An 18,818-nucleotide genomic window follows, 5' to 3' on the forward strand; every position below is an offset into this window, starting at 1 on the left:
AGAAGAAAGCCACAAGACACCCCTGAGTCTAAAAAGGGAGGGAGAGAAATTGTTTGACTCAGTAGGCTTCATGTCTTGTGGCTAAAAGGGTTCACTGTTGCGGACCACACAGCCAGGCATAGGCTGAATGATTGTGAATAGATTCAAAGTTTTCAGAAGAAACTTCGTAATAGCTCACTTCTGGCATCTTTTGTAATTGGACTGCGATGTCTCTAACTAGATCTTCCACAAATTTTGGATTGTCATAGGCATACTCTGTGACATATTTTTCGTCAGGGCGCTTTAATAAACCCCAGAGTTGGCAGGACGCGGCATTTTCTGCAATATCAATCAGGCGCTCAATCGGCATCGCTTGATTGATCTTTGTTTTCATACTGATCAATGAGCGTTGATTATGCGCACCGTAGTCAGAAATCTTTTTGGAGCAAGGGCATAGGCTCGTGACAGGTACGCGCACTTCTTGCTCGAGAGAGAAAACACCATCGACAGAGCTGAGCGTATAAACCACGTCATAGTCTAGAAGGCTTTCTACCTTAGATATAGGGGCCACCTTATTAATGAAAATAGGAGCCGCAATCGTGATGTGTCCAGCATCTGCCTCTAAGCGATTGAGCATGCTTTCCATCATAGATTTCAGGCTTTCGTAATCGAGCGCAGCATGGTGGCTTTGCAGGATTTCTAAAAAGCGTGACATATGCGTGCCTTTTAGATGTGCGGCTAAACGTACAGTCATATCAATCTGCGCAATTGTTGCCTGCGGCCCGTTGCTTAACTGAATTTGAATGGGGTGGCGAATACTTTTCACCCCCACTTTTTGAATCACAATTTGACGTTCATCAGGGCTTGACTGAACATCGGGCAAGAAAAGTTTTTCTGGGGCGTTCATATCAGATTCCTATAGGATTTTTTCAATGTCTTTAATAAGAGACTTGCTGCTAGGTGAGGTCATGCTGCTGTAGGCATTGACCACATTACCCTGACGATCGATCAGGTACTTATAAAAATTCCAACGGGGTTTAGTACCTGATTTTTCGATCAGTAATTTGAATAGAGGGTTTGCATCTGCCCCCGATACTGAGCTTTTTGCAAACATAGGAAATTTGACGCCATAAGTGTTGTGGCAAAAATCAGCGATCTCTTTATTGTTACCGGGCTCTTGCTTACCAAAGTCATTGGATGGAAAGCCTAGAATCACAAGTCCACGGTCTTTATATTGTGCATAGAGCTTTTCTAAGCCCTCGTATTGACTTGTAAAACCACAGTAGCTTGCTGTGTTGACCACCAAAATCACCTTGCCCTGGTACTGGCAAAGATTTTGTGGCGCTTCATCTTGTAGGCGTGGGAAAGTAAACGAAAGTGAGCTTGGACAGGTCATAGCACTTGCTTCCTTAGGCCAGCTAAGTATCAATAGAGTAGAAATAATGAAGGTGTAGGCAGCCATGCGCACAAAAAATCCCCGGCCAGTCTTACGCTGGCTATGTGGGGATCGGTCATCTATATTTGCGACCAACATGGGTTTTGTCTCCTCGACCCTTATAATTTCGCTAAATCCCATTAGACAAATAGGGTTTTTGTCTAGGGCAAATTTAGTACTTGTTCAGATATTAGCTAAAAAATAAAAAATATGCAAATTTTGTCTATGACAGTGTAGAATTTGTTCATCGACACCAAGTATTAACTTGGCGATACCCCATGAGTCATCACTTATGAATGTTAGGTTTACGAATTTGCCAGATATGCTCAGCATTGCAGCCGTTGAGCGAGATACAGGCATTGCTAAAGATACTTTAAGGGTTTGGGAGCGTCGTTACGGCTTCCCAAAGCCACTCCGCGATGCTAATGATGACCGTGTTTACCCCGCAGATCAGATAGAAAAGTTGCGCTTACTCAAGCGTTTACTTGATATTGGTCATCGCCCCGGCCGTATTGTTCCTTTGCCTATTGAGACTTTAAGAGAATTAGCCACACAGGGAACACAGACGCACGAACACAGCTCTGCGATACCAGTCATTACCCAAGACGATATGAATCGTTACTTGGACTTATTGCGTTCACATCAAACCGAGGCCTTGCGCTTAGCGCTTTCAACCACATTAATGAAGATTGGTTTAGACCGCTTTGTAATAGATATTGTGGCCCCATTGATTAAGAACATAGGCGACTACTGGGCTAACGGCAAGATCGAGATTCATGAAGAACATTTGTTCACAGAACAAATCAAGCATCTTTTAAGAACGGCCATTAATTCTGTACCGAGGGGACATACGGGCCAGAATGAAGAGTTGGCACGCCCAAGAATTTTGTTAACAACCTTCCCACAAGAACAACACAGTTTAGGTTTGTTGATGGCTGAGGCACTCATGGCTTTAGAGGGATGTGTCTGCGTATCTTTAGGTACACAAACACCTATTCTCGAAATAGCACAAGCTGCACGAGCACAAAAAGCAGATATTGTTGCCCTGTCATTTTCAACACAAATTAATCAAAACCAGGTGGTGGATGGTTTGAATGAGTTGAAGTCTAAGTTGGCTCCTGGCGTTGAGATATGGGCAGGTGGTGAGAACCAAGCGCTCAAGCGTCGTGCCCCGGACGGTATTCGTGTGATTGAGCAACTCCCAGATATATCTAACTACGTCAAAGAGTGGCGTCTCGTTCGCAATCAGTAAGCGGGGCTAGACGACTGATCGGGTTGATACTGGGGGATCAACTTGATCATCAATCGCCATTATTTACAAAAATAAATCAGCAAACTGACTCACTGGTGATGATTGAGTCATCTCATGAGGCTCAAACGGTTTGGTCTCATAAAGCAAGAATCGCCCTATTTTTTTCTGCGATGCGCCACTTTGCAGATGACATCAAAAGCAAAGCATATCCGCTCGAATACATTAAAACCAATGACGCACTAGTAGAGACATTAAGAGTCTATCTAAGAACACAAGGTGCTACAGAATTAATGGCCGTTGAGCCTGGCGATTATCGAGTACAGCAAGAGATCGAACAAATGTGTCAGGCCGAGAAAATAGTATGCACATGGCTTGAAGATACGCATTTTTATTGCACGAAAAAAGAATTTGCTGCTTGGGCTCACCAGAAGAAAGAGTTACGTCTTGAGTTTTTCTACCGCATGATGCGTAAGAAACATAATGTACTCATGGAGGGTGATGAACCCTTAGGTGGGCGTTGGAATTTTGATGACGAAAACCGTAAGCCGTACTCTAAGAAGGGGCCTGGCCTAATACCACCCCCTCTGTTTATTGAACCTGATGAGATTACGCAAAAAGTCATACAAGAGGTTCAAGAAAAGTTTACAGATCATCCCGGCGAGCTCGATGATTTTGTTTGGCCAGTGACGCGCAAAGATGCGTTGTTAGCTATAGATGATTTTTTACAAAATCGTCTGATTCATTTCGGAGAGTATCAAGATGCGATGTGGACCCAAACCCCATTTGGTTGGCATTCATTAATTTCAGCGGCTTTGAATCTCAAGTTGATTTCACCGCAAGAACTTGTGGACAAGGTGGTTTCAGAAGGACTTTTGCAAAAAATTGATTTATCAACGATAGAGGGCTACGTCAGGCAGGTCATTGGATGGCGTGAATTTATTAGAGGGATGTACTTTTTAGACATGCCTCATATGGCCCAAGCCAATTACTTTAAAAACACACGCGCACTACCCAAATGGTATTGGACAGGACAAACAAAAATGGCCTGTATGCAAGACACAGTAGGTCAGACCTTGAGGTATGGTTATGCCCATCATATTCAAAGGCTGATGGTCTTGGGTAACTTTGCTTTATTGGCAGAGGTGATGCCGCAAGCAGTCGCTGATTGGTTTTTGGCCATCTATGTTGATGCGGTAGAGTGGGTTGAATTACCTAATGTGGCAGGGATGGCATTATTTGCAAACGGGGGGCGTTTTACCAGTAAGCCTTATATTGCCAGCGGTGCCTACATTAAGCGGATGAGTAACTATTGTGGTGCTTGTCGATATAAATCAGAGCAAAGATATGGTGACAATGCATGCCCATTTACCAATCTTTATTGGCATTTCTTGATCAAGAACCAACAAGACTTTAATAAAAATCCACGCATGAAATTGATGATGGCTAATCTCAATAAAATCAGCGAAGATGAGCAAAAAGAAATAGTGCTACATGCACAATCTATACTCTCTCATATCGATCAAATTTAAGGCCACTTAGCATAGACAGTCGTATGGACATTCATCAATTACCTGATCCCGACTTTGAGAAAAAAATCATTGCGCGTGAGAATTTGCAGGCAGTGTTAGCGAGCATACCAAGACCACTTGTTTTTACGAATGGGGTTTTTGATATTTTGCACAGGGGCCATGTCAGTTATTTGGCGCAAGCCAAAACCTTTGGTAAGAGCATGATGATTGGAGTCAATGCTGATGCTTCGGTCAAAATGTTGGGTAAAGGCGATGATCGACCATTAAATCGTGAAGATGATCGTATGGCCTTATTAGCCGCCTTACAGTCTGTGGATTACGTCACATTATTTACAGAAAAAACACCTGTAGAGCTCATCAAAATCATTCGTCCAGATATCTATATCAAGGGCGGGGATTATGACATTGCCACCCTAGAAGAAACGAAGTGCGTGGAGTCTTGGGGTGGTAAAGCTTATGCAATTCCATTTATTCATGATCGTTCTACAACTCAGTTAGTCAAGAAGATCAGACAATCTTAATCTGCCTTATTTTGTGGGCTAGCCCCAGGGGACTCAAACCAATGATTAATCCATTGTTGAGCGCCACTGGGATTAAAAAGCATAGTCAGGCTCAAGAAAGTCACTGCAATAATTAATAAGACTAGGACGATGCTTTTCTTCATGGATTTAGTTTTTTATGAAGACAGAGTAATCCTCTGAGAACGAGATCAGGAATTTGAATAACGGGCTCATTTAAGTGAGGGGCAATCCAAGAGGCATAGCCACCCGTTAGCACGATTTGACTGACGGTCTCATCTAGTTTGCTGATGAGCAACTCAACAGCTCCAATATGAGCTGCCAGAGTACCTTGTTGAATCGCTTCTTCGGTGCTGTTAGCCAAGCCAATTTGATTGGCAAAGGAATTTATTTTAGGTAGCTGACCGGTGGCATTGGCCAAGGCATTTTGCATGAGGCCAAGACCGGGAAGGATCAAGCCACCTCGATGTTCACCAGAAGAATCTAGTAGATCGATAGTGGTAGCTGTCCCAGCGCTGATAATCAGAAGATTTTGTGCAGGCATCAGAGCCCGGCTAGCCAGCAGATTGGCAAAGCGGTCGCTTCCGAGCTGCGCAATATTTTTATAGCTAGAGTGAAGTAAGTTTTTGTGTTGAGCTATGTATTGAATAGAGATGCCTGCGTATTCTTGAGAGAGGCGCTGGCTTAAGTTTTGCTGTAATGCATCACTGAGTACGCTAGATACATAAATATGTCGGATATCTTGACCTAAATTTAAATTTAGCCAAGTATGATTTTTAGGATCAATAGAGGCAGAATCAATACTTTTGACATCTGTGATCGGGGTCTGTATCGAAGCGTTCTCCTGACATATAGCCCACTTGGATTGACTATTGCCTGCGTCGATTAGTAAAAGACTCATGCCTGTTTCCTTAATGAGACATCTCCTGCCATGATTTTACGTATGCCCGTAGATGTCTTCAGTTCTAGTTGACCTTGTGTGTCAACACCCAAGGCAATGCCTGTGTCGATGACTTGGCCCTCTTGCACAATTTGACATTCGAGATTTTGAAATAAATGCCAACGATTCCATTCTGCCTGAAATTGGCTAAAGTCACCCTGTGCAAAATCTTGAAATAAATCAGCGAGCTCATCCAAGATGGCTCTAAAGAGATTTTCACGGACCAAATACCTTGGGTCGAGTATGTCAGACAAAGATCCAGCCTGATTAATAGAGCTATGTTGTGGTGTGCCTAGTAGGTTTAGACCAATACCTATAACGAGCCAATGTTGATTGGCCTGAGGACTGACCGCTTCAATCAGAATGCCCCCTACTTTTTGATTGTGTATATAAAGATCGTTAGGCCATTTGAGTCGGCAACCGCGAGCGTAGAGTTCCTCTTTGCTGATTGAGCACGCTTTAGCAATGCCTTGCCAGATTTTGAGGCCACAAGCTAGGCTCAATCCTGAGAGTTCTGCAAAGCTACGATAGATCGGGTGTGCCACAGAAAAAGTGAGTGATGTATGAGGATCGCTTAACCATGAGCGCCCCATTCTGCCTTTACCTGCAGTCTGTTCATCCACTAATAAAGCAGTGGCCTGATTTATGCTCTGGTTTCTAAGACCGTGAGCCAGTGCGTCATTGCTTGATGGGCTTGTTGCTAGGTGCTGAATCTGCCAATTTGTCCTCATAGGCATATTGTAGGTAGTATGTCAGTATGACGAGTAATTTTCGTAAACCGCAATTTATTCAATGGCCCGATTTACCCATGCCCACGGCTAGGATGGCGTGCGTGGGTTATGTGTTGTTGATTATTTACGCGAGTCTTTATCCGTTTAACTTTAATTTACAAGTGGGGGTCGAGCAATTTGAATGGTTTTGGGCGCCGATTCCTCGCTACATCACTTCCTTTGACATATTTACCAATATCCTAGGTTACGTACCCTTAGGCTTTCTCTTGGTGTTTGCTTTGTATCCTCGTTCTCGTGGTTACCAAGCTTTGTGGATTGCACTATTAGTCGGCGGTTTGCTCTCTGGTGTGCTGGAGTCTTTGCAGACATGGTTAATGTCTAGAATTCCAAGTAATGTCGATTGGTGGGCTAATTTAGGGGGAGTGGCGATTGGCGCGCTCTTGGCCATGCCGATGGATCCTCGCTGGTTGTCGGGAACGGCCTTTCAAAGAAAAAGACATGAATGGTTTGGCCAGCGTTCCAGTGTTCTGATATTGATATTGGCATTTCCGTTTGCTCAAATTTATCCTCAAACTGCATGGCTTGCTATGGGAGATTTGCCTGATTGGCTCTGGAGTCCTAAGTTGTGGCGTGTGGATGTTAACTTTGCCAGTTTAGAAATTGCCACCACGATGATGGCTTGGCTTGCAGCATCATTGATTATTGCTTTGGCGATGCGTGATAGTGCCCCACGCTATCGTTTACTCAGTGTGTTGCTCATCATGACTGTTTTGATGAAGGCTCTATTTGCCGGAATGCAATTTGGTATTGGGCGTTCATTTGTCTGGTTAACTCCAGCAGCTCTATGGGGCATGATTTTTTCGAGCATTGTCCTGATGGCAATTTTGCAACTGAAAAGACGCTATATCTATCTACTGGCCATCCTCGCATTTGTTTGTGTTCTGATTTTGGTCAATTTATTCCCCAAGAACCCATATTTCTTGGTGGCTTTGCAAGAGTGGCGCCAAGGGCGTTTGATACATTTCAACTCATTATTGTCATGGCTGGCCTGGCTGTGGCCTTTATTGGCGGCATTGTCCTTATTAAAAGGCTTAAAAACTAAGCCCTCGATATAATTTAAATATGAGCTACTACAAATACCATATGTTTTTCTGCCTCAATCAACGCCCTAACGGTGATGATTGTTGCGCCCTTCATCAAGCCCAAGAGCTTTTTGATTATGCAAAGAAGACTTGTAAAGCCTTAGGTTTGGATGGTGAGGGCAAGGTGCGTGTCAATAAGGCAGGTTGCTTAAACCGCTGTGCGCATGGTCCAGTGATGGTGGTTTATCCCGAGGGTGTTTGGTACACCGCTGTTGATCAGACCGATATTGATGAAATCATTCAAAGCCATTTCAAAGAAGGTCGTGTGGTCGAGCGTTTAGTCATTCAAGAATAAAAATATGTCACGCACAATCGCAGTTCATATTCAAGGTCCAGCCGGTAATATTGAGGCGTCATTAGATTTGCCAGATGGAGTGCGTCATGAGCCGCTTTCGTTTAGGCCGCGTGGTTTAGCTTTGGTGGCTCATCCTCATCCTCTTTTGGGTGGCACGATGGACAACAAGGTGGCGCAAACCTTAGCTCGCACTTTTACGCAATTGGGTTACATTAGTTTGCGACCTAATTTTCGTGGTGTGGGCGCCAGCGCAGGAACGCATGATGATGGCAAAGGCGAGACAGATGATTTGGTCTTTTTAATTCAATGGATGCGCGATAGTTTTAATTGGCAAGGCATTGATGAGATTAAAGAGCATGCCTGGACGCATCTCGTTGATGAATTACCCTTGGCTTTAGCGGGCTTCTCATTTGGTAGTTATGTCAGCAGTCACGTCGTGACGCGTCTGAACGAATTACAAATACCTCTAGAGCGCTTAATTATGGTGGGTTCTGCTACTTCGAAGTGGGAGGTGGCGCCAGTGCCTAAAGATACGATAGTGATCCATGGCGAAGTGGATGATGTCATTCCTTTGGCGAGTGTGCTTGATTGGGCTAGACCACAAGAATTGACTGTGCAGGTGATTCCTGGTGCTGATCACTTTTTCCACCGCAAACTACATTGCATTCGGGATTTGATTATTAGAGCTTGGCAGGGTCAGCCAGAGCCTAAGGCTTAAGATGGCAGAAATCTCAAAAGAAGAATCTCTCATTACCTATCCTTGTGCTTTTCCTATCAAGGTGATGGGTAAACATCAAGCTGGTTATTTAGAAGCGATCGTTTCTGTGGTCAAGCAGTTCGATCCTCAGTTTGATGAAAAGACTGTTGAACAAAGACCTTCTAAGCAGGGCAATTATCTCGGTTTAACGGTCACCGTATGGGTGACAAGTCGTGAGCAGTTGGATGAGTTGTATCGCACGCTATCGACACATCCCTTGGTGAGTGTGGTTCTTTGATGGATTGCAAGATTCAGTATTTGGGTCGGCAAGACTATCAGCCTATCTATGAGGCCATGCAGAACTTCACAAAAAATAGAGATAAACATACAGCCGATGAAATTTGGGTTTTAGAACATCCCCCTGTATTTACGCTAGGCCAAGCTGGAGATGAAAGTCATTTACTCCAGCGTGATACGCAGATTCCTTTAGTGCATATCAATCGTGGGGGTCAAATTACCTACCATGGCCCAGGGCAAGTGGTCGTTTATTTACTCCTGGATTTAAAGCGTCGCGGTATTTATGTCAAAGAGTTGGTGCATCGGATTGAGGCATCGATTATTCATACCCTAGCTGACTATGCAATCCTCTCAGAGCGCAAGTCGGGGGCTCCTGGGATCTATTTATCAGAATCGGCGCAGTTAAACCCAAGCTTTTGGGGGGCAAAAATAGCGGCTTTAGGTCTTAAAGTGAGTCAACACTGTTGCTATCACGGCTTAGCGCTCAACGTTAATATGGATTTAAGTCCTTTTGAGCAAATTAATCCCTGTGGTTATGCTGGTTTACGCACAGTTGATATGGCTACTATCGGAATTGTGGAAAAGGTTGATAATGTAGCTATTAAGCTTGTTTCTCATTTAGAAGCACAACTCAATCAGTAGTTAACTCATATGACTAAGTACGATCCAACTCAAAAACAGAAATCTGCCGATAAAACATCGCGGATACCCATCAAGATTGTTCCTCTGGAAGAAACCTTGAAGAAGCCGGATTGGATTCGAGTCAAGGCAGCATCTGGTAATTCCCGTTTTCATGAAATCAAGAAAATTCTCCGTGAGAACCAGTTAGTTACTGTTTGTGAAGAAGCGAGTTGCCCGAATATTGGCGAGTGTTTCGGTAAAGGTACAGCGACATTCATGATCATGGGTGATAAGTGCACCCGTCGTTGCCCATTTTGTGACGTAGGTCATGGCCGACCTGACCCGCTCGATGTGAATGAGCCCTCGAATTTGGCAAAAACAATTGCCGCTTTGAAGCTCTCTTATGTTGTCATTACCAGTGTGGATCGCGATGATTTGCGAGATGGTGGGGCGCAACACTTCGTCGATTGCATAACGCAAACCCGTGATTTATCACCTAATACGCGTATTGAGGTGCTCGTCCCTGACTTTAGGGGCCGCCTTGAAAAAGCTTTGGATATTTTTGCCAAGGGCTTGCCTGATGTGATGAACCATAATTTAGAGACTGTACCTCGCTTATACAAAGAAGCGCGTCCAGGCTCTGACTATATGCACTCTTTAAAGCTTCTGAAAGACTTTAAAGCGCTATATCCAAATATTGCAACCAAGAGTGGTCTGATGGTCGGCTTAGGTGAGACTGATGAAGAAATCTTGCAGGTCATGCAAGATATGCGTGAGCACAATATTGATATGCTCACTATTGGTCAATATTTAGCGCCATCGAACCATCATCTGCCAGTACGTCGTTATGTGCACCCAGACACATTTGCCATGTTTGAGAAAAAAGCTTATGAAATGGGCTTTACCCATGCGGCGGTCGGTGCGATGGTGCGTTCAAGCTACCACGCTGATGAGCAAGCTCATCAAGCGGGCGTCGTTTAATTAGATTTTTTCAGCCAGAGACTTTTCTAATAGTTGGTGAAAGCCTGACCAGTCAGGCTCACCAACATAGCGCTTGATAATCTTGCCTTTTTTATCGATTACCAATGTTGTAGGAGTCAGCTGAATTTTGCCAAAGGCTTTTGCAGCAGAACCATCAGAGTCCATCGCTACCCGAAATGGTAGTTTGCGTGTTTCAGTAAAGTTCACCACATACATCGGTGGGTCATATGACATGGCAATAGCAACCATCTCTAAGCCAGCTGCTTGATACTTTTCATAAGTCTTTACTAAGTCGGGCATTTCTTTAACGCAGGTGGTGCAACTCGTGGCCCAAAAGTTAATCACAGTCACTTTACCCTTGAGTGTGTCTTGTGTGAGTGTTTGGCCATTCACTTCGGCAACTTTAAAAGTGGGCATACTTTGTTGAGTATTGGACTGGCAGCCCCAGAGGGTACTTGCACAGATAAGACTAAAAATGATTTGATAGATTTTTTTCATGACAAGTCTTCTTCGCTCAAATGACCCAGAATAGGCATAATCATAGTTTATGCAAACACAAAGATCATTTTTGGCTAATTTCTACAAAGTTAGTGTGGCATTGTTGATGGCCATCGCATCGTCAGCTTGTACGCCTACCTATGATTGGCGCACAGTTAAATCTGATGATTTGCTGTTTGAGGCTTTGTATCCAGGTAAGCCTACTCGGGCAGAAAAAACCTTACTCATTGCCGACCAAAAAATTAAGATGACCATGGAAGCTGCTCGTGCCGGAGATGCACTTTATGCGGTTGGTGCGATACAGCTGACTAAAGAGCAGGCAAAGCTAGCCAATGAAGTGAGCACTTATTTGCAAAAGGGCATCTTAGCTAATCTTGGTAATCAAGATGAGCCGCTAGTGAGCCATAAAACAGTTCGTACTTTAGGTTCGCCCAGTTATGAGTTGCCCGCCAAGGAGTGGCAATTGAGCGGTCTTGGGCCTGATCAGAAAAAGAGAGTCATGATCGTGCGCCAAATACAAAGGCAATTTCCTGATGGCACCACCATGATTTATCAATTGAGTGTTTTGCAAAGCAATCTCAATGAGAAGAATACTCAAGAACATACAGAACAGCATCAGATGTTCCTCAACCAATTTAGGCCTTTTTAATCATTGAGGACTCATTTTGATTCAAGATAAAAGTCAAATTCGTGGGTTGGTAGCACTCAAGATTTTTCTTTTATTTGCCTTTGCTTATTTTTTGTCTTACGCCTTTCGCTCAATCAATGCAGTAATTGCCCCAGAGTTGGTCAATGACTTAGCCATTAGCAATACACAATTAGGTCTTTTATCTTCCGCCTACTTTATTGGTTTTGCATGTATGCAAATTCCTTTAGGGCTGGCAATGGATCGTTATGGCTCGCGCCGTACGGAAAGCATCTTATTGATCTTTGCCCTACTAGGGGCTATTACCTTTGCTTTCGCAGAAGACTTATATGGCTTGATGTTGGGCCGCTTATTTATTGGTGTGGGAGTCTCGGCTTGTTTGATGGCGGCTTTTACTGCTTATCGTCGTTGGTTTAAGTTAGAGCAACAAGGCCAGCTAGCCTCGGGTATGTTGGTCTTTGGTACCTTGGGCGCCCTGCTGACGACAGTACCAGTACAAATATCTTTGCCAGTGATAGGTTGGCGTGGCGTTTTTGTGGTGATGGCGGTTCTCGTCTTTATTGCCATGCTGGGGATTCGTTTTGGCTTGCCGCGATTTGATGATCATCCAAAGCATAATCAGGGTGAGCATGCCGAAGCATCCATGAGTCTTTGGCAAATTGTCAGACATCCTTTTTTCATCAGAATGTTGCCATTAGGTGTCATAAATCATGGTGGTTTCATGGCCTTACAGACTCTATGGATCGGCCCCTGGTTCATTTATGTGTCAGGCTTTGATCCTAAGCAGTCTGCGCAGATACTCTTTTTATTCAATGCTGCGATGTTGTGTGCTTATGCCTTTAATGCTTGGCTGATACCTAAAATTAATCTTAAAGGTGTACACACGATCTTGTATGTCAAATGGGCATTGATGTTAAGTCTGGGGCTGCAGTTCTTTGCTATTACCTCTACGAGCACGCACGCTTGGATATTTTGGGTTGCGATGGCTGCAGCTTCAACAACTCATATCTTGGGACAAAGTACAGTGAGTACTGCTTTCCCGAAACAAAATGCTGGTGTAGCTAGCACTAGCTATAACCTGATTATTTTTATAGGGGCTTTCTTTGTCCAGTGGTTAATTGGTGTTGGATTAGATATTGCAACTAATTTAGAGCAATCAAAAGCTGATGCTTTCAGACAAGTCTTCTTTGTTTTCTTTGTGATGCAGTTAGCGGCTTACCTATGGTTTTATTTTTATCCTAAGCCGCTAAAAAAGAATTTCCAAATACACGAATCACTTTGAGTTTTTTTCAAGCGCCGCGACTTTAGCTTCGAGCTCTTCTAACTTCGCACGTGTTTTTGCTAATACTTGCGTCTGAATATCAAATTCTTCGCGAGTCACTAAATCCATTTTTTGAAAACCTTGGGTCATTAGGCTGCGAACATTTTTTTCTAAATCTTTTGCAGGTGTTTGCTTGATCGCATCACTCACTTTGGATTGCATTTCATTAGCAATACTTTGCATTTTTTGTAAAACGTCTTGGGGATTCACGATCACTCCTTAGGAAAGCTACTTTTTACCAAATTAAAGCATAGCCGTCATGCACCAAAAAGATGCACCATTATGGTGAACGAAATATGCCCAACAAAAGTGCGGTTATTCATCGAAAAAGGATGACAATGAAACCATTCAATCAAAACAAATTTAACAAGTTATTGATATTTAATAAGAAAATTAAACTGGCACGCAGATTGCTTTAAATCATTGCAAGGAATTTCCCTTGGATTGTTTATTAGGAGTGCAACAAATGAAAACTTACTTAACTCTCTCTGCAATCGCATTGGCTGCTGCAGCAACATTATCTTCAGGCGCTATGGCTCAAACAGCACCAGCTGAGGTGCCAAGCGTAACGATTACACCTAACATCGGTATCACAAGCGACTATCGCTTCCGTGGTCTTTCACAAAATAACAAAAACCCAGCTTTACAAGGCGGTGTAGACGTTGCATTTAAAGAAGGTTTTTATCTTGGTACATGGGCATCGCAGGTTTCTGACTGGGCAGCGGGTTCAAAGGGCGATAACCTTGAGGTCGATTTTTATGGTGGTTTTAAAAAAGAGATTTCTGGTTTGACTTTTGATTTTGGTGCGATTGCTTACTATTATCCAGGCTCTAGAAAAGGTAGTGATTCAGGTACTGACTATGCCGCAAATACAGAAGAAGTTTACGTCGGTGTCACCTATGGGCCAGCTTTATTCAAGGTGAACTATGTAGTAGGTGATAACTACTTTGCATCTACTGATACGACTAAAAGTGCAAGAGGGACAAAATATTACGATTTAACTTTGACGCAAGAGATTGCACCAAAGTTATCCCTGGTTGCTCATGCGGGCTATACAGACTATAAAGAGTCAGCATCTGTAAACATTGGAACTGGAAAATTTTCCTATGCTGACTACTATGTTGGCCTAACTTATGACTTGGATGGTGTGATCATTAGCGGTAAGTACCATACCAACGATATGAGTGCTGGTTCAAAAGCATATGCAACCGCTGGCACAAAGACTTTATACAAAGATGCTTTTGTATTGTCTCTAACCAAAGCTTTCTAATCTGGCGACCTCACGGAGAACCTCATGAAACTTATTACTGCAATCATCAAGCCTTTCAAGCTTGACGAGGTACGTGAGGCGCTATCAGAAGTTGGCGTCTCAGGTATTACCGTCACAGAAGTTAAAGGCTTTGGCCGACAAAAAGGTCACACCGAGTTATATCGTGGTGCTGAGTATGTTGTGGATTTTTTACCTAAGGTCAAAATCGAAGCTGCCGTTGATGACGTCATCGTTGAGCAAGCGATCGAAGCAATTGAGAAGTCTGCAAAAACCGGCAAGATTGGTGATGGCAAAATTTTTGTCTCGCCAATTGAACAAGTCATCCGCATTCGTACCGGTGAAACCGGTCAGTCTGCTCTATAAAGCGAGGTAAAAAATGACACATTGGATTAAACGTCTACTCGCAGCTGGTGCAGCAGCATTGGCTCTGGGTTCATTTAGTTTGGCGGTAAGTACACCTGCTTATGCACAAGATGCTAAAGCGACTGCAACAGCTCCCGCAGCTGCTACAGCCGCTACAGCTCCTGCTGCGCCAGCAGCCCCTGCCGCTGTTCCTAACAAAGGCGACACTGCTTGGATCATGATCTGTACAGCATTGGTCATTTTGATGACATTGCCTGGCCTAGGTTTGTTCTACGGTGGTTTGGTGCGTAGTAAGAATATGCTCTCCGTGCTCATGCAATGTATGGTGATCTTCTCTCTAATCGCAGTGTTGTGGGCTGTTTATGGCTACAGTATTGCGTTTACAGAAGGTGGCGCATTCTTTGGTGGTTTTGATCGTCTCTTCTTGGCTGGTTTGACCCCTGAATCTGTGGGTGCAACATTCAGCAAAGGCGTCGTGATTCCTGAGTACACATTCTTCTCATTCCAAGGCGCATTTGCCACGATCACTTGCTGTTTGATCATTGGTGCATTTGCTGAACGTGCGAAGTTTGCTGCTGTATTGGCATTCATTGTTTTGTGGTTCACATTCAGCTATTTGCCAATCGCTCATATGGTTTGGTTCTGGCCAGGTCCTGATGCATTTACTGATGCAGCCGCCGCCGAAGCAGCCACAGCCGCTTCTGGTTTCTTGTTCCAAATGGGTGCTCTAGACTTTGCTGGCGGTACAGTCGTTCACATCAACGCTGCTGTTGCTGGTTTGGTAGGTGCTTATGTGATTGGCAAGCGTATTGGTTTCGGTAAAGAAGCCATGAAGCCTCATAGCCTCACATTAACCATGGTCGGTGCTTCATTGCTCTGGTTTGGTTGGTTTGGTTTCAATGCCGGTTCTGCGCTTGAAGCAACGGGTGGTGCTGCTCTAGCATTTGCCAACACATTCTTGGCTACTTCAGGCGCTGTACTCACTTGGACTTTAGGTGAGTGGCTGTCAAAAGGTAAGCCATCTATGTTGGGTGCTGCTTCTGGTGCCGTCGCTGGTTTGGTTGCTGTAACGCCTGCTGCAGGTTTTGTAGGCCCTATGGGTGCAATCATCATCGGTCTAGTTGCTGGCTTACTCTGCTTATGGGGTGTCAGTGGTCTCAAGCGCATGTTAGGTGCTGATGACAGTTTGGACGTGTTTGGTGTTCACGGCGTAGGCGGTATCTTAGGTGCCCTCTTAACAGGTGTATTTGCTTCTCCTGATCTAGGCGGTACTGGTATTTATGACTATGTTGCCAATGCTGTGTCTGCTGATTACTCAATTGCTGGCCAAGTATGGACTCAATTGAAAGCGGTACTCATCACGATTGTTTGGTCAGGCGTTGTTTCATTCATTGCCTACAAACTAGTTGATTTAGTGATTGGTTTGCGTGTTCCAGAAGAAGAGGAGCGCGAAGGTTTGGACATTACATCTCACGGCGAAACTGCCTACGAAGTGTAAGGTCGAGTATTTCTCTAGTTAGTGTGAAATAGCCCAGTTATTGCAGCGATTTCTGGGCAACTTTAAAGAGCGGATTCATAACGAACCCGCTCTTTTTTTATCTGACTTAGAATGACAGTATGGTTCCACATTTAATTACCGCACAGAATGGCCCTTTGCTTGAATTAGAAAGCAAGGTATTAGACGCAACCCCAGCGATTGAGCGTTGGTTTAGATTGGAGTGGCAAGAACATACGCCGCCCTTTTATTGCTCGGTAGATTTGCGTAATGCAGGCTTTAAGTTGGCCCCTGTAGATACCAATTTATTCCCAGGCGGGTTTAATAATCTATCAGCAGACATGTTGCCATTGGCTGTGCAAGCCACCATGGCCTCGATTGAAAAGATCTGCCCAGACGCTAAGAACTTACTTTTGATTCCGGAAAAACACACACGCAATGTGTTTTATTTGCAAAACGTCGCACGCTTAGCGTCTATCTTGCGCCAAACAGGTCTGAATGTCCGTTTGGGCTCTTTAAGTGATGACATCAAAAAGCCTACCCCAGTCGATTTACCTGATGGTCAGAGATTGGTATTAGAGCCCTTGGTCCGCATAGGCATGAAGGGCCGTCGTCTTGGACTTAAAGATTTTGATCCCTGCACTATTCTTCTGAATAACGATTTGTCTGGCGGGGTGCCGCCCATTTTGGAGAATATTTACGAACAGTATTTATTGCCTCCATTACATGCGGGTTGGTCAACGCGTCGTAAATCGAATCACTTCAATGCCTATGACGATGTCGCTAAAAAGTTTGCTAAGGTCATAGACATTGATCCATGGATGGTCAATCCTTTTCATACGAAATGCGCTGGTATTAATTTCCATGAGCGTAAAGGCGAAGAGTGTTTGCAAGAAAGTGTCGATGCAATACTCAAAAAGATTGCCCGTAAATATCGCGAGTACGGTATTAAAGAAAAGCCCTATGTGATTGTCAAAGCTGATGCAGGCACTTACGGCATGGGCATCATGACTGTGAAAGATGCGTCAGAGGTCAAAGATCTGAATCGCAAGGACCGCAATAAGATGAGTGTGGTCAAGGACGGTCTTGAAGTCAGTGACATCTTGGTTCAAGAGGGTGTCTATACCTTTGAAAAGATTAATGAAGCAGTTGCTGAGCCTGTTGTATACATGATGGATCGTTATGTGGTCGGAGGTTTTTACCGTGTTCATACCGATCGTGGTGTTGATGAAAACCTCAACTCACCGGGTATGCATTTTGTGCCTTTGGCATTTGCTCACAATGCGATTCCAGATACTGCAGCTAAGCCAGGTGTGGCTGTGCCTAATCGCTTTTATCTATATGGTGTAGTTGCCCGATTAGCTTTACTGGCCGCATCGATTGAGTTAGAGAGAACGGACCCAGAGGCTGAATAAGATGCGCCTCCTATTTGTTGCAGACCCATTAGATGCCTTCAAGGTAGCCAAAGACAGTACTTTAGCTATGATGCGTGCTGCTAGCGCAAAGGGTCATGAAGTCTGGCATTGTGAGATTGATCAGATGAGCTATCTTGAGGGGGCTGTGAGATGCGCTGCGCAGCACTTAAATATCCTCACTGATACAACATTAGTCCCTTGGTATAAGGTGCAAAAGCAAAGCGTAGAGGCAGCCACATTTTTTGATGTGATTGTGATGCGTAAGGACCCTCCCTTTGATGTGGCCTATCTGACTGCTACATGGATGCTGGCTCAAGCTGAAAAAGAAGGCGCTATTGTTCTTAACAAGCCTCAAGCATTACGTGATCACTCTGAGAAGCTAGCTCTTTTAGAGTTCATGCAGTGGGCTCCGCCAACGATTGTGACGCATCACGTCTCTGACATACGTGAGTTTCATCAAAAACATCAAGACATCATCATTAAGCCCTTGGATGGCATGGGCGGCATGGGAGTGTTTCGGATTGGTGCAGATGGACTAAATTTGGCGAGCGTGGTGGAAACCTTGGGTCAGCATGGGCAAAAGGCTCTGATGGCTCAGCGCTTTATTCCTGAAATTAGTGAGGGAGATAAGCGTGTTCTTCTGATTGATGGCAAGGCAGTCCCGTATGCGCTAGCACGTATACCTCAGGCAGGCGAGGTGCGTGGTAACTTGGCTGCAGGGGGTGAGGCTCGGGCCCAAGCTTTAACAAACCGTGAAAAAGAAGTGGTTCAAGCCATTGGCCCACTCCTAGCAGCTAGAGGTTTACATCTGGTAGGTTTGGATTTTATTGGCGGTTATCTCACCGAGATTAATGTCACCAGTCCTACATGTTTTGTTGAAATTACTCAACAAACAGGTCATGATGTGGCTATCGAGTGGTTATCAAGTATTGAATCTAAATTTGCTTAAGTTTTAATCTTTATGGCTGGAATCCTACTTATTGCTCATGCTCCTTTAGCTTCGGCTTTAAAAGACTTTGCACGCCACGTCTATGGCGAGGTGCCTGATCGTATAGAGTCATTGGATGTCATGGCGCATGAGGATGCTAAGGTCACCTTAGAAAAAGCAAAAACGATAGCTTCAGCGATTCATACGGGTAACGGTTTGATTATTTTGACTGACATCATGGGCGCAACACCGGCCAATGTGGCCACGAAATTAGCGCACTTACCAGAATATGAGGGGCGTGTCAGAGTGTTGGCCGGAGTCAATTTGCCTATGCTCATGCGTGCGATTGCGTATCGCGCAGAGCCACTAGATACAGCGATACAAAAAGCGATGCATGGTGGCCAACAGGGAATAATCCCAATAGGACATCTTAATCAAACGGTTGATAATTCCAATACATAAAGT

At 44.2% G+C, this 18,818-nt stretch carries 24 protein-coding genes; 17 read left to right on the top strand and 7 right to left on the bottom strand.

Annotation, left to right across the window (positions count from 1 at the left end):
- Positions 1-91 precede the first annotated feature (91 nt).
- Positions 92-886 carry a GTP cyclohydrolase FolE2 gene (gene folE2, locus ICE94_RS04665; protein WP_216149347.1) on the bottom strand — a complete coding sequence of 265 codons (795 nt, stop codon included), beginning with the start codon at positions 884-886 and terminating at the stop codon, positions 92-94.
- Between the two features lie 9 nt (positions 887-895).
- Entirely contained in the window at positions 896-1,441 is a 546-nt protein-coding gene (locus ICE94_RS04670) for a glutathione peroxidase (protein ID WP_255539136.1), read from the bottom strand.
- Positions 1,442-1,736: 295 nt separating this feature from the next.
- Here ICE94_RS04670 and ICE94_RS04675 point away from each other — a divergent pair, with 295 nt between their 5' ends.
- Genes ICE94_RS04675 through rfaE2 form a run of 3 tightly spaced genes read left to right on the top strand, consistent with a single transcriptional unit; the run spans position 1,737 to position 4,716 of the window.
- On the top strand, positions 1,737-2,666 hold the full coding sequence (locus ICE94_RS04675) for a cobalamin B12-binding domain-containing protein (protein ID WP_255539085.1): 930 nt from the start codon (positions 1,737-1,739) through the stop codon (positions 2,664-2,666).
- A complete protein-coding gene (locus tag ICE94_RS04680) occupies positions 2,642-4,195 on the top strand; it encodes a cryptochrome/photolyase family protein (RefSeq protein ID WP_216149351.1) in 1,554 nt (517 codons plus the stop codon). The genes ICE94_RS04675 and ICE94_RS04680 overlap by 25 nt, the downstream gene beginning before the upstream one ends.
- Before the next feature lie 23 nt (positions 4,196-4,218).
- Positions 4,219-4,716 (top strand): D-glycero-beta-D-manno-heptose 1-phosphate adenylyltransferase, encoded by a 498-nt coding sequence (rfaE2, locus tag ICE94_RS04685; protein WP_216149353.1) that lies wholly within the window; start codon positions 4,219-4,221, stop codon positions 4,714-4,716.
- Here rfaE2 and ICE94_RS04690 read toward each other — a convergent pair.
- From ICE94_RS04690 to ICE94_RS04700, 3 genes are read right to left on the bottom strand one after another with little or no spacing between them, the layout of a single operon-like run.
- Entirely contained in the window at positions 4,713-4,859 is a 147-nt protein-coding gene (locus ICE94_RS04690; protein WP_216149355.1) for a hypothetical protein, read from the bottom strand. The genes rfaE2 and ICE94_RS04690 overlap by 4 nt on opposite strands.
- The gene (locus ICE94_RS04695) at positions 4,856-5,614 is read right to left on the bottom strand and encodes a type III pantothenate kinase (protein ID WP_216149357.1); all 759 of its coding nucleotides are present in this window, start codon (positions 5,612-5,614) and stop codon (positions 4,856-4,858) included. The genes ICE94_RS04690 and ICE94_RS04695 overlap by 4 nt, the downstream gene beginning before the upstream one ends.
- The gene (locus tag ICE94_RS04700) at positions 5,611-6,384 is read right to left on the bottom strand and encodes a biotin--[acetyl-CoA-carboxylase] ligase (RefSeq protein WP_216149359.1); all 774 of its coding nucleotides are present in this window, start codon (positions 6,382-6,384) and stop codon (positions 5,611-5,613) included. The genes ICE94_RS04695 and ICE94_RS04700 overlap by 4 nt, the downstream gene beginning before the upstream one ends.
- Positions 6,385-6,410: 26 nt before the next feature.
- Here ICE94_RS04700 and ICE94_RS04705 point away from each other — a divergent pair, with 26 nt between their 5' ends.
- The 6 genes from ICE94_RS04705 to lipA are packed head-to-tail and all read left to right on the top strand — an operon-like array spanning position 6,411 to position 10,417.
- Positions 6,411-7,499: a VanZ family protein gene (locus ICE94_RS04705; RefSeq protein ID WP_216149361.1), complete on the top strand. Its 1,089-nt coding sequence runs from the start codon at positions 6,411-6,413 to the stop codon at positions 7,497-7,499.
- Between the two features lie 7 nt (positions 7,500-7,506).
- Positions 7,507-7,821, top strand: coding sequence for a ferredoxin (locus tag ICE94_RS04710; protein WP_216149363.1), 315 nt, complete (start codon positions 7,507-7,509; stop codon positions 7,819-7,821).
- 4 nt (positions 7,822-7,825) lie between these two features.
- Positions 7,826-8,539 carry an alpha/beta hydrolase gene (locus ICE94_RS04715; RefSeq protein WP_216149365.1) on the top strand — a complete coding sequence of 238 codons (714 nt, stop codon included), beginning with the start codon at positions 7,826-7,828 and terminating at the stop codon, positions 8,537-8,539.
- 1 nt (position 8,540) lies between these two features.
- A complete protein-coding gene (locus ICE94_RS04720) occupies positions 8,541-8,816 on the top strand; it encodes a DUF493 family protein (protein WP_216149367.1) in 276 nt (91 codons plus the stop codon).
- Complete coding sequence (gene lipB, locus ICE94_RS04725) at positions 8,816-9,457, top strand: lipoyl(octanoyl) transferase LipB (protein ID WP_216149369.1); 642 nt, start codon at positions 8,816-8,818, stop codon at positions 9,455-9,457. Before ICE94_RS04720 ends, lipB begins: the two co-directional genes overlap by 1 nt.
- Before the next feature lie 9 nt (positions 9,458-9,466).
- Positions 9,467-10,417: a lipoyl synthase gene (gene lipA / locus ICE94_RS04730; protein WP_216149371.1), complete on the top strand. Its 951-nt coding sequence runs from the start codon at positions 9,467-9,469 to the stop codon at positions 10,415-10,417.
- On the opposite strand, the gene ICE94_RS04735 is transcribed toward lipA, so the two are convergent.
- A complete protein-coding gene (locus tag ICE94_RS04735; RefSeq protein WP_216149373.1) occupies positions 10,418-10,915 on the bottom strand; it encodes a peroxiredoxin in 498 nt (165 codons plus the stop codon).
- 49 nt (positions 10,916-10,964) lie between these two features.
- Between ICE94_RS04735 and ICE94_RS04740 the strand changes: the two genes are divergently transcribed.
- Complete coding sequence (locus tag ICE94_RS04740; protein ID WP_216149375.1) at positions 10,965-11,564, top strand: hypothetical protein; 600 nt, start codon at positions 10,965-10,967, stop codon at positions 11,562-11,564.
- A gap of 16 nt (positions 11,565-11,580) precedes the next feature.
- Positions 11,581-12,843, top strand: coding sequence for a nitrate/nitrite transporter (locus tag ICE94_RS04745; protein ID WP_216149377.1), 1,263 nt, complete (start codon positions 11,581-11,583; stop codon positions 12,841-12,843).
- Here ICE94_RS04745 and ICE94_RS04750 read toward each other — a convergent pair.
- Positions 12,835-13,065: an accessory factor UbiK family protein gene (locus ICE94_RS04750; protein WP_216150940.1), complete on the bottom strand. Its 231-nt coding sequence runs from the start codon at positions 13,063-13,065 to the stop codon at positions 12,835-12,837. The two genes, ICE94_RS04745 and ICE94_RS04750, sit on opposite strands and share 9 nt — an antisense overlap.
- Before the next feature lie 283 nt (positions 13,066-13,348).
- On the opposite strand from ICE94_RS04750, the gene ICE94_RS04755 reads away from it, so the two are divergent.
- The 6 genes from ICE94_RS04755 to ICE94_RS04780 all read left to right on the top strand — a co-directional run bounded on the left by ICE94_RS04755 (position 13,349) and on the right by ICE94_RS04780 (position 18,815).
- Entirely contained in the window at positions 13,349-14,152 is an 804-nt protein-coding gene (locus tag ICE94_RS04755; RefSeq protein ID WP_216149379.1) for a TorF family putative porin, read from the top strand.
- Positions 14,153-14,176: 24 nt separating this feature from the next.
- Entirely contained in the window at positions 14,177-14,515 is a 339-nt protein-coding gene (locus ICE94_RS04760) for a P-II family nitrogen regulator (protein ID WP_216149381.1), read from the top strand.
- Positions 14,516-14,528: 13 nt separating this feature from the next.
- Positions 14,529-16,013, top strand: coding sequence for an ammonium transporter (locus tag ICE94_RS04765; protein ID WP_216149383.1), 1,485 nt, complete (start codon positions 14,529-14,531; stop codon positions 16,011-16,013).
- A gap of 119 nt (positions 16,014-16,132) precedes the next feature.
- Positions 16,133-17,425: a glutamate--cysteine ligase gene (gshA, locus tag ICE94_RS04770; protein WP_216149385.1), complete on the top strand. Its 1,293-nt coding sequence runs from the start codon at positions 16,133-16,135 to the stop codon at positions 17,423-17,425.
- A 1-nt stretch (position 17,426) separates the two neighbouring features.
- Positions 17,427-18,374 carry a glutathione synthase gene (gshB, locus tag ICE94_RS04775; protein WP_216149387.1) on the top strand — a complete coding sequence of 316 codons (948 nt, stop codon included), beginning with the start codon at positions 17,427-17,429 and terminating at the stop codon, positions 18,372-18,374.
- A 12-nt stretch (positions 18,375-18,386) separates the two neighbouring features.
- Positions 18,387-18,815 (top strand): PTS sugar transporter subunit IIA, encoded by a 429-nt coding sequence (locus ICE94_RS04780; protein WP_216149389.1) that lies wholly within the window; start codon positions 18,387-18,389, stop codon positions 18,813-18,815.
- Positions 18,816-18,818 lie beyond the last annotated feature (3 nt).

The sequence above is a fragment of the Polynucleobacter sp. MWH-Loch1C5 genome (assembly GCF_018881775.1).
In the GTDB taxonomy this organism is placed as follows: domain Bacteria; phylum Pseudomonadota; class Gammaproteobacteria; order Burkholderiales; family Burkholderiaceae; genus Polynucleobacter.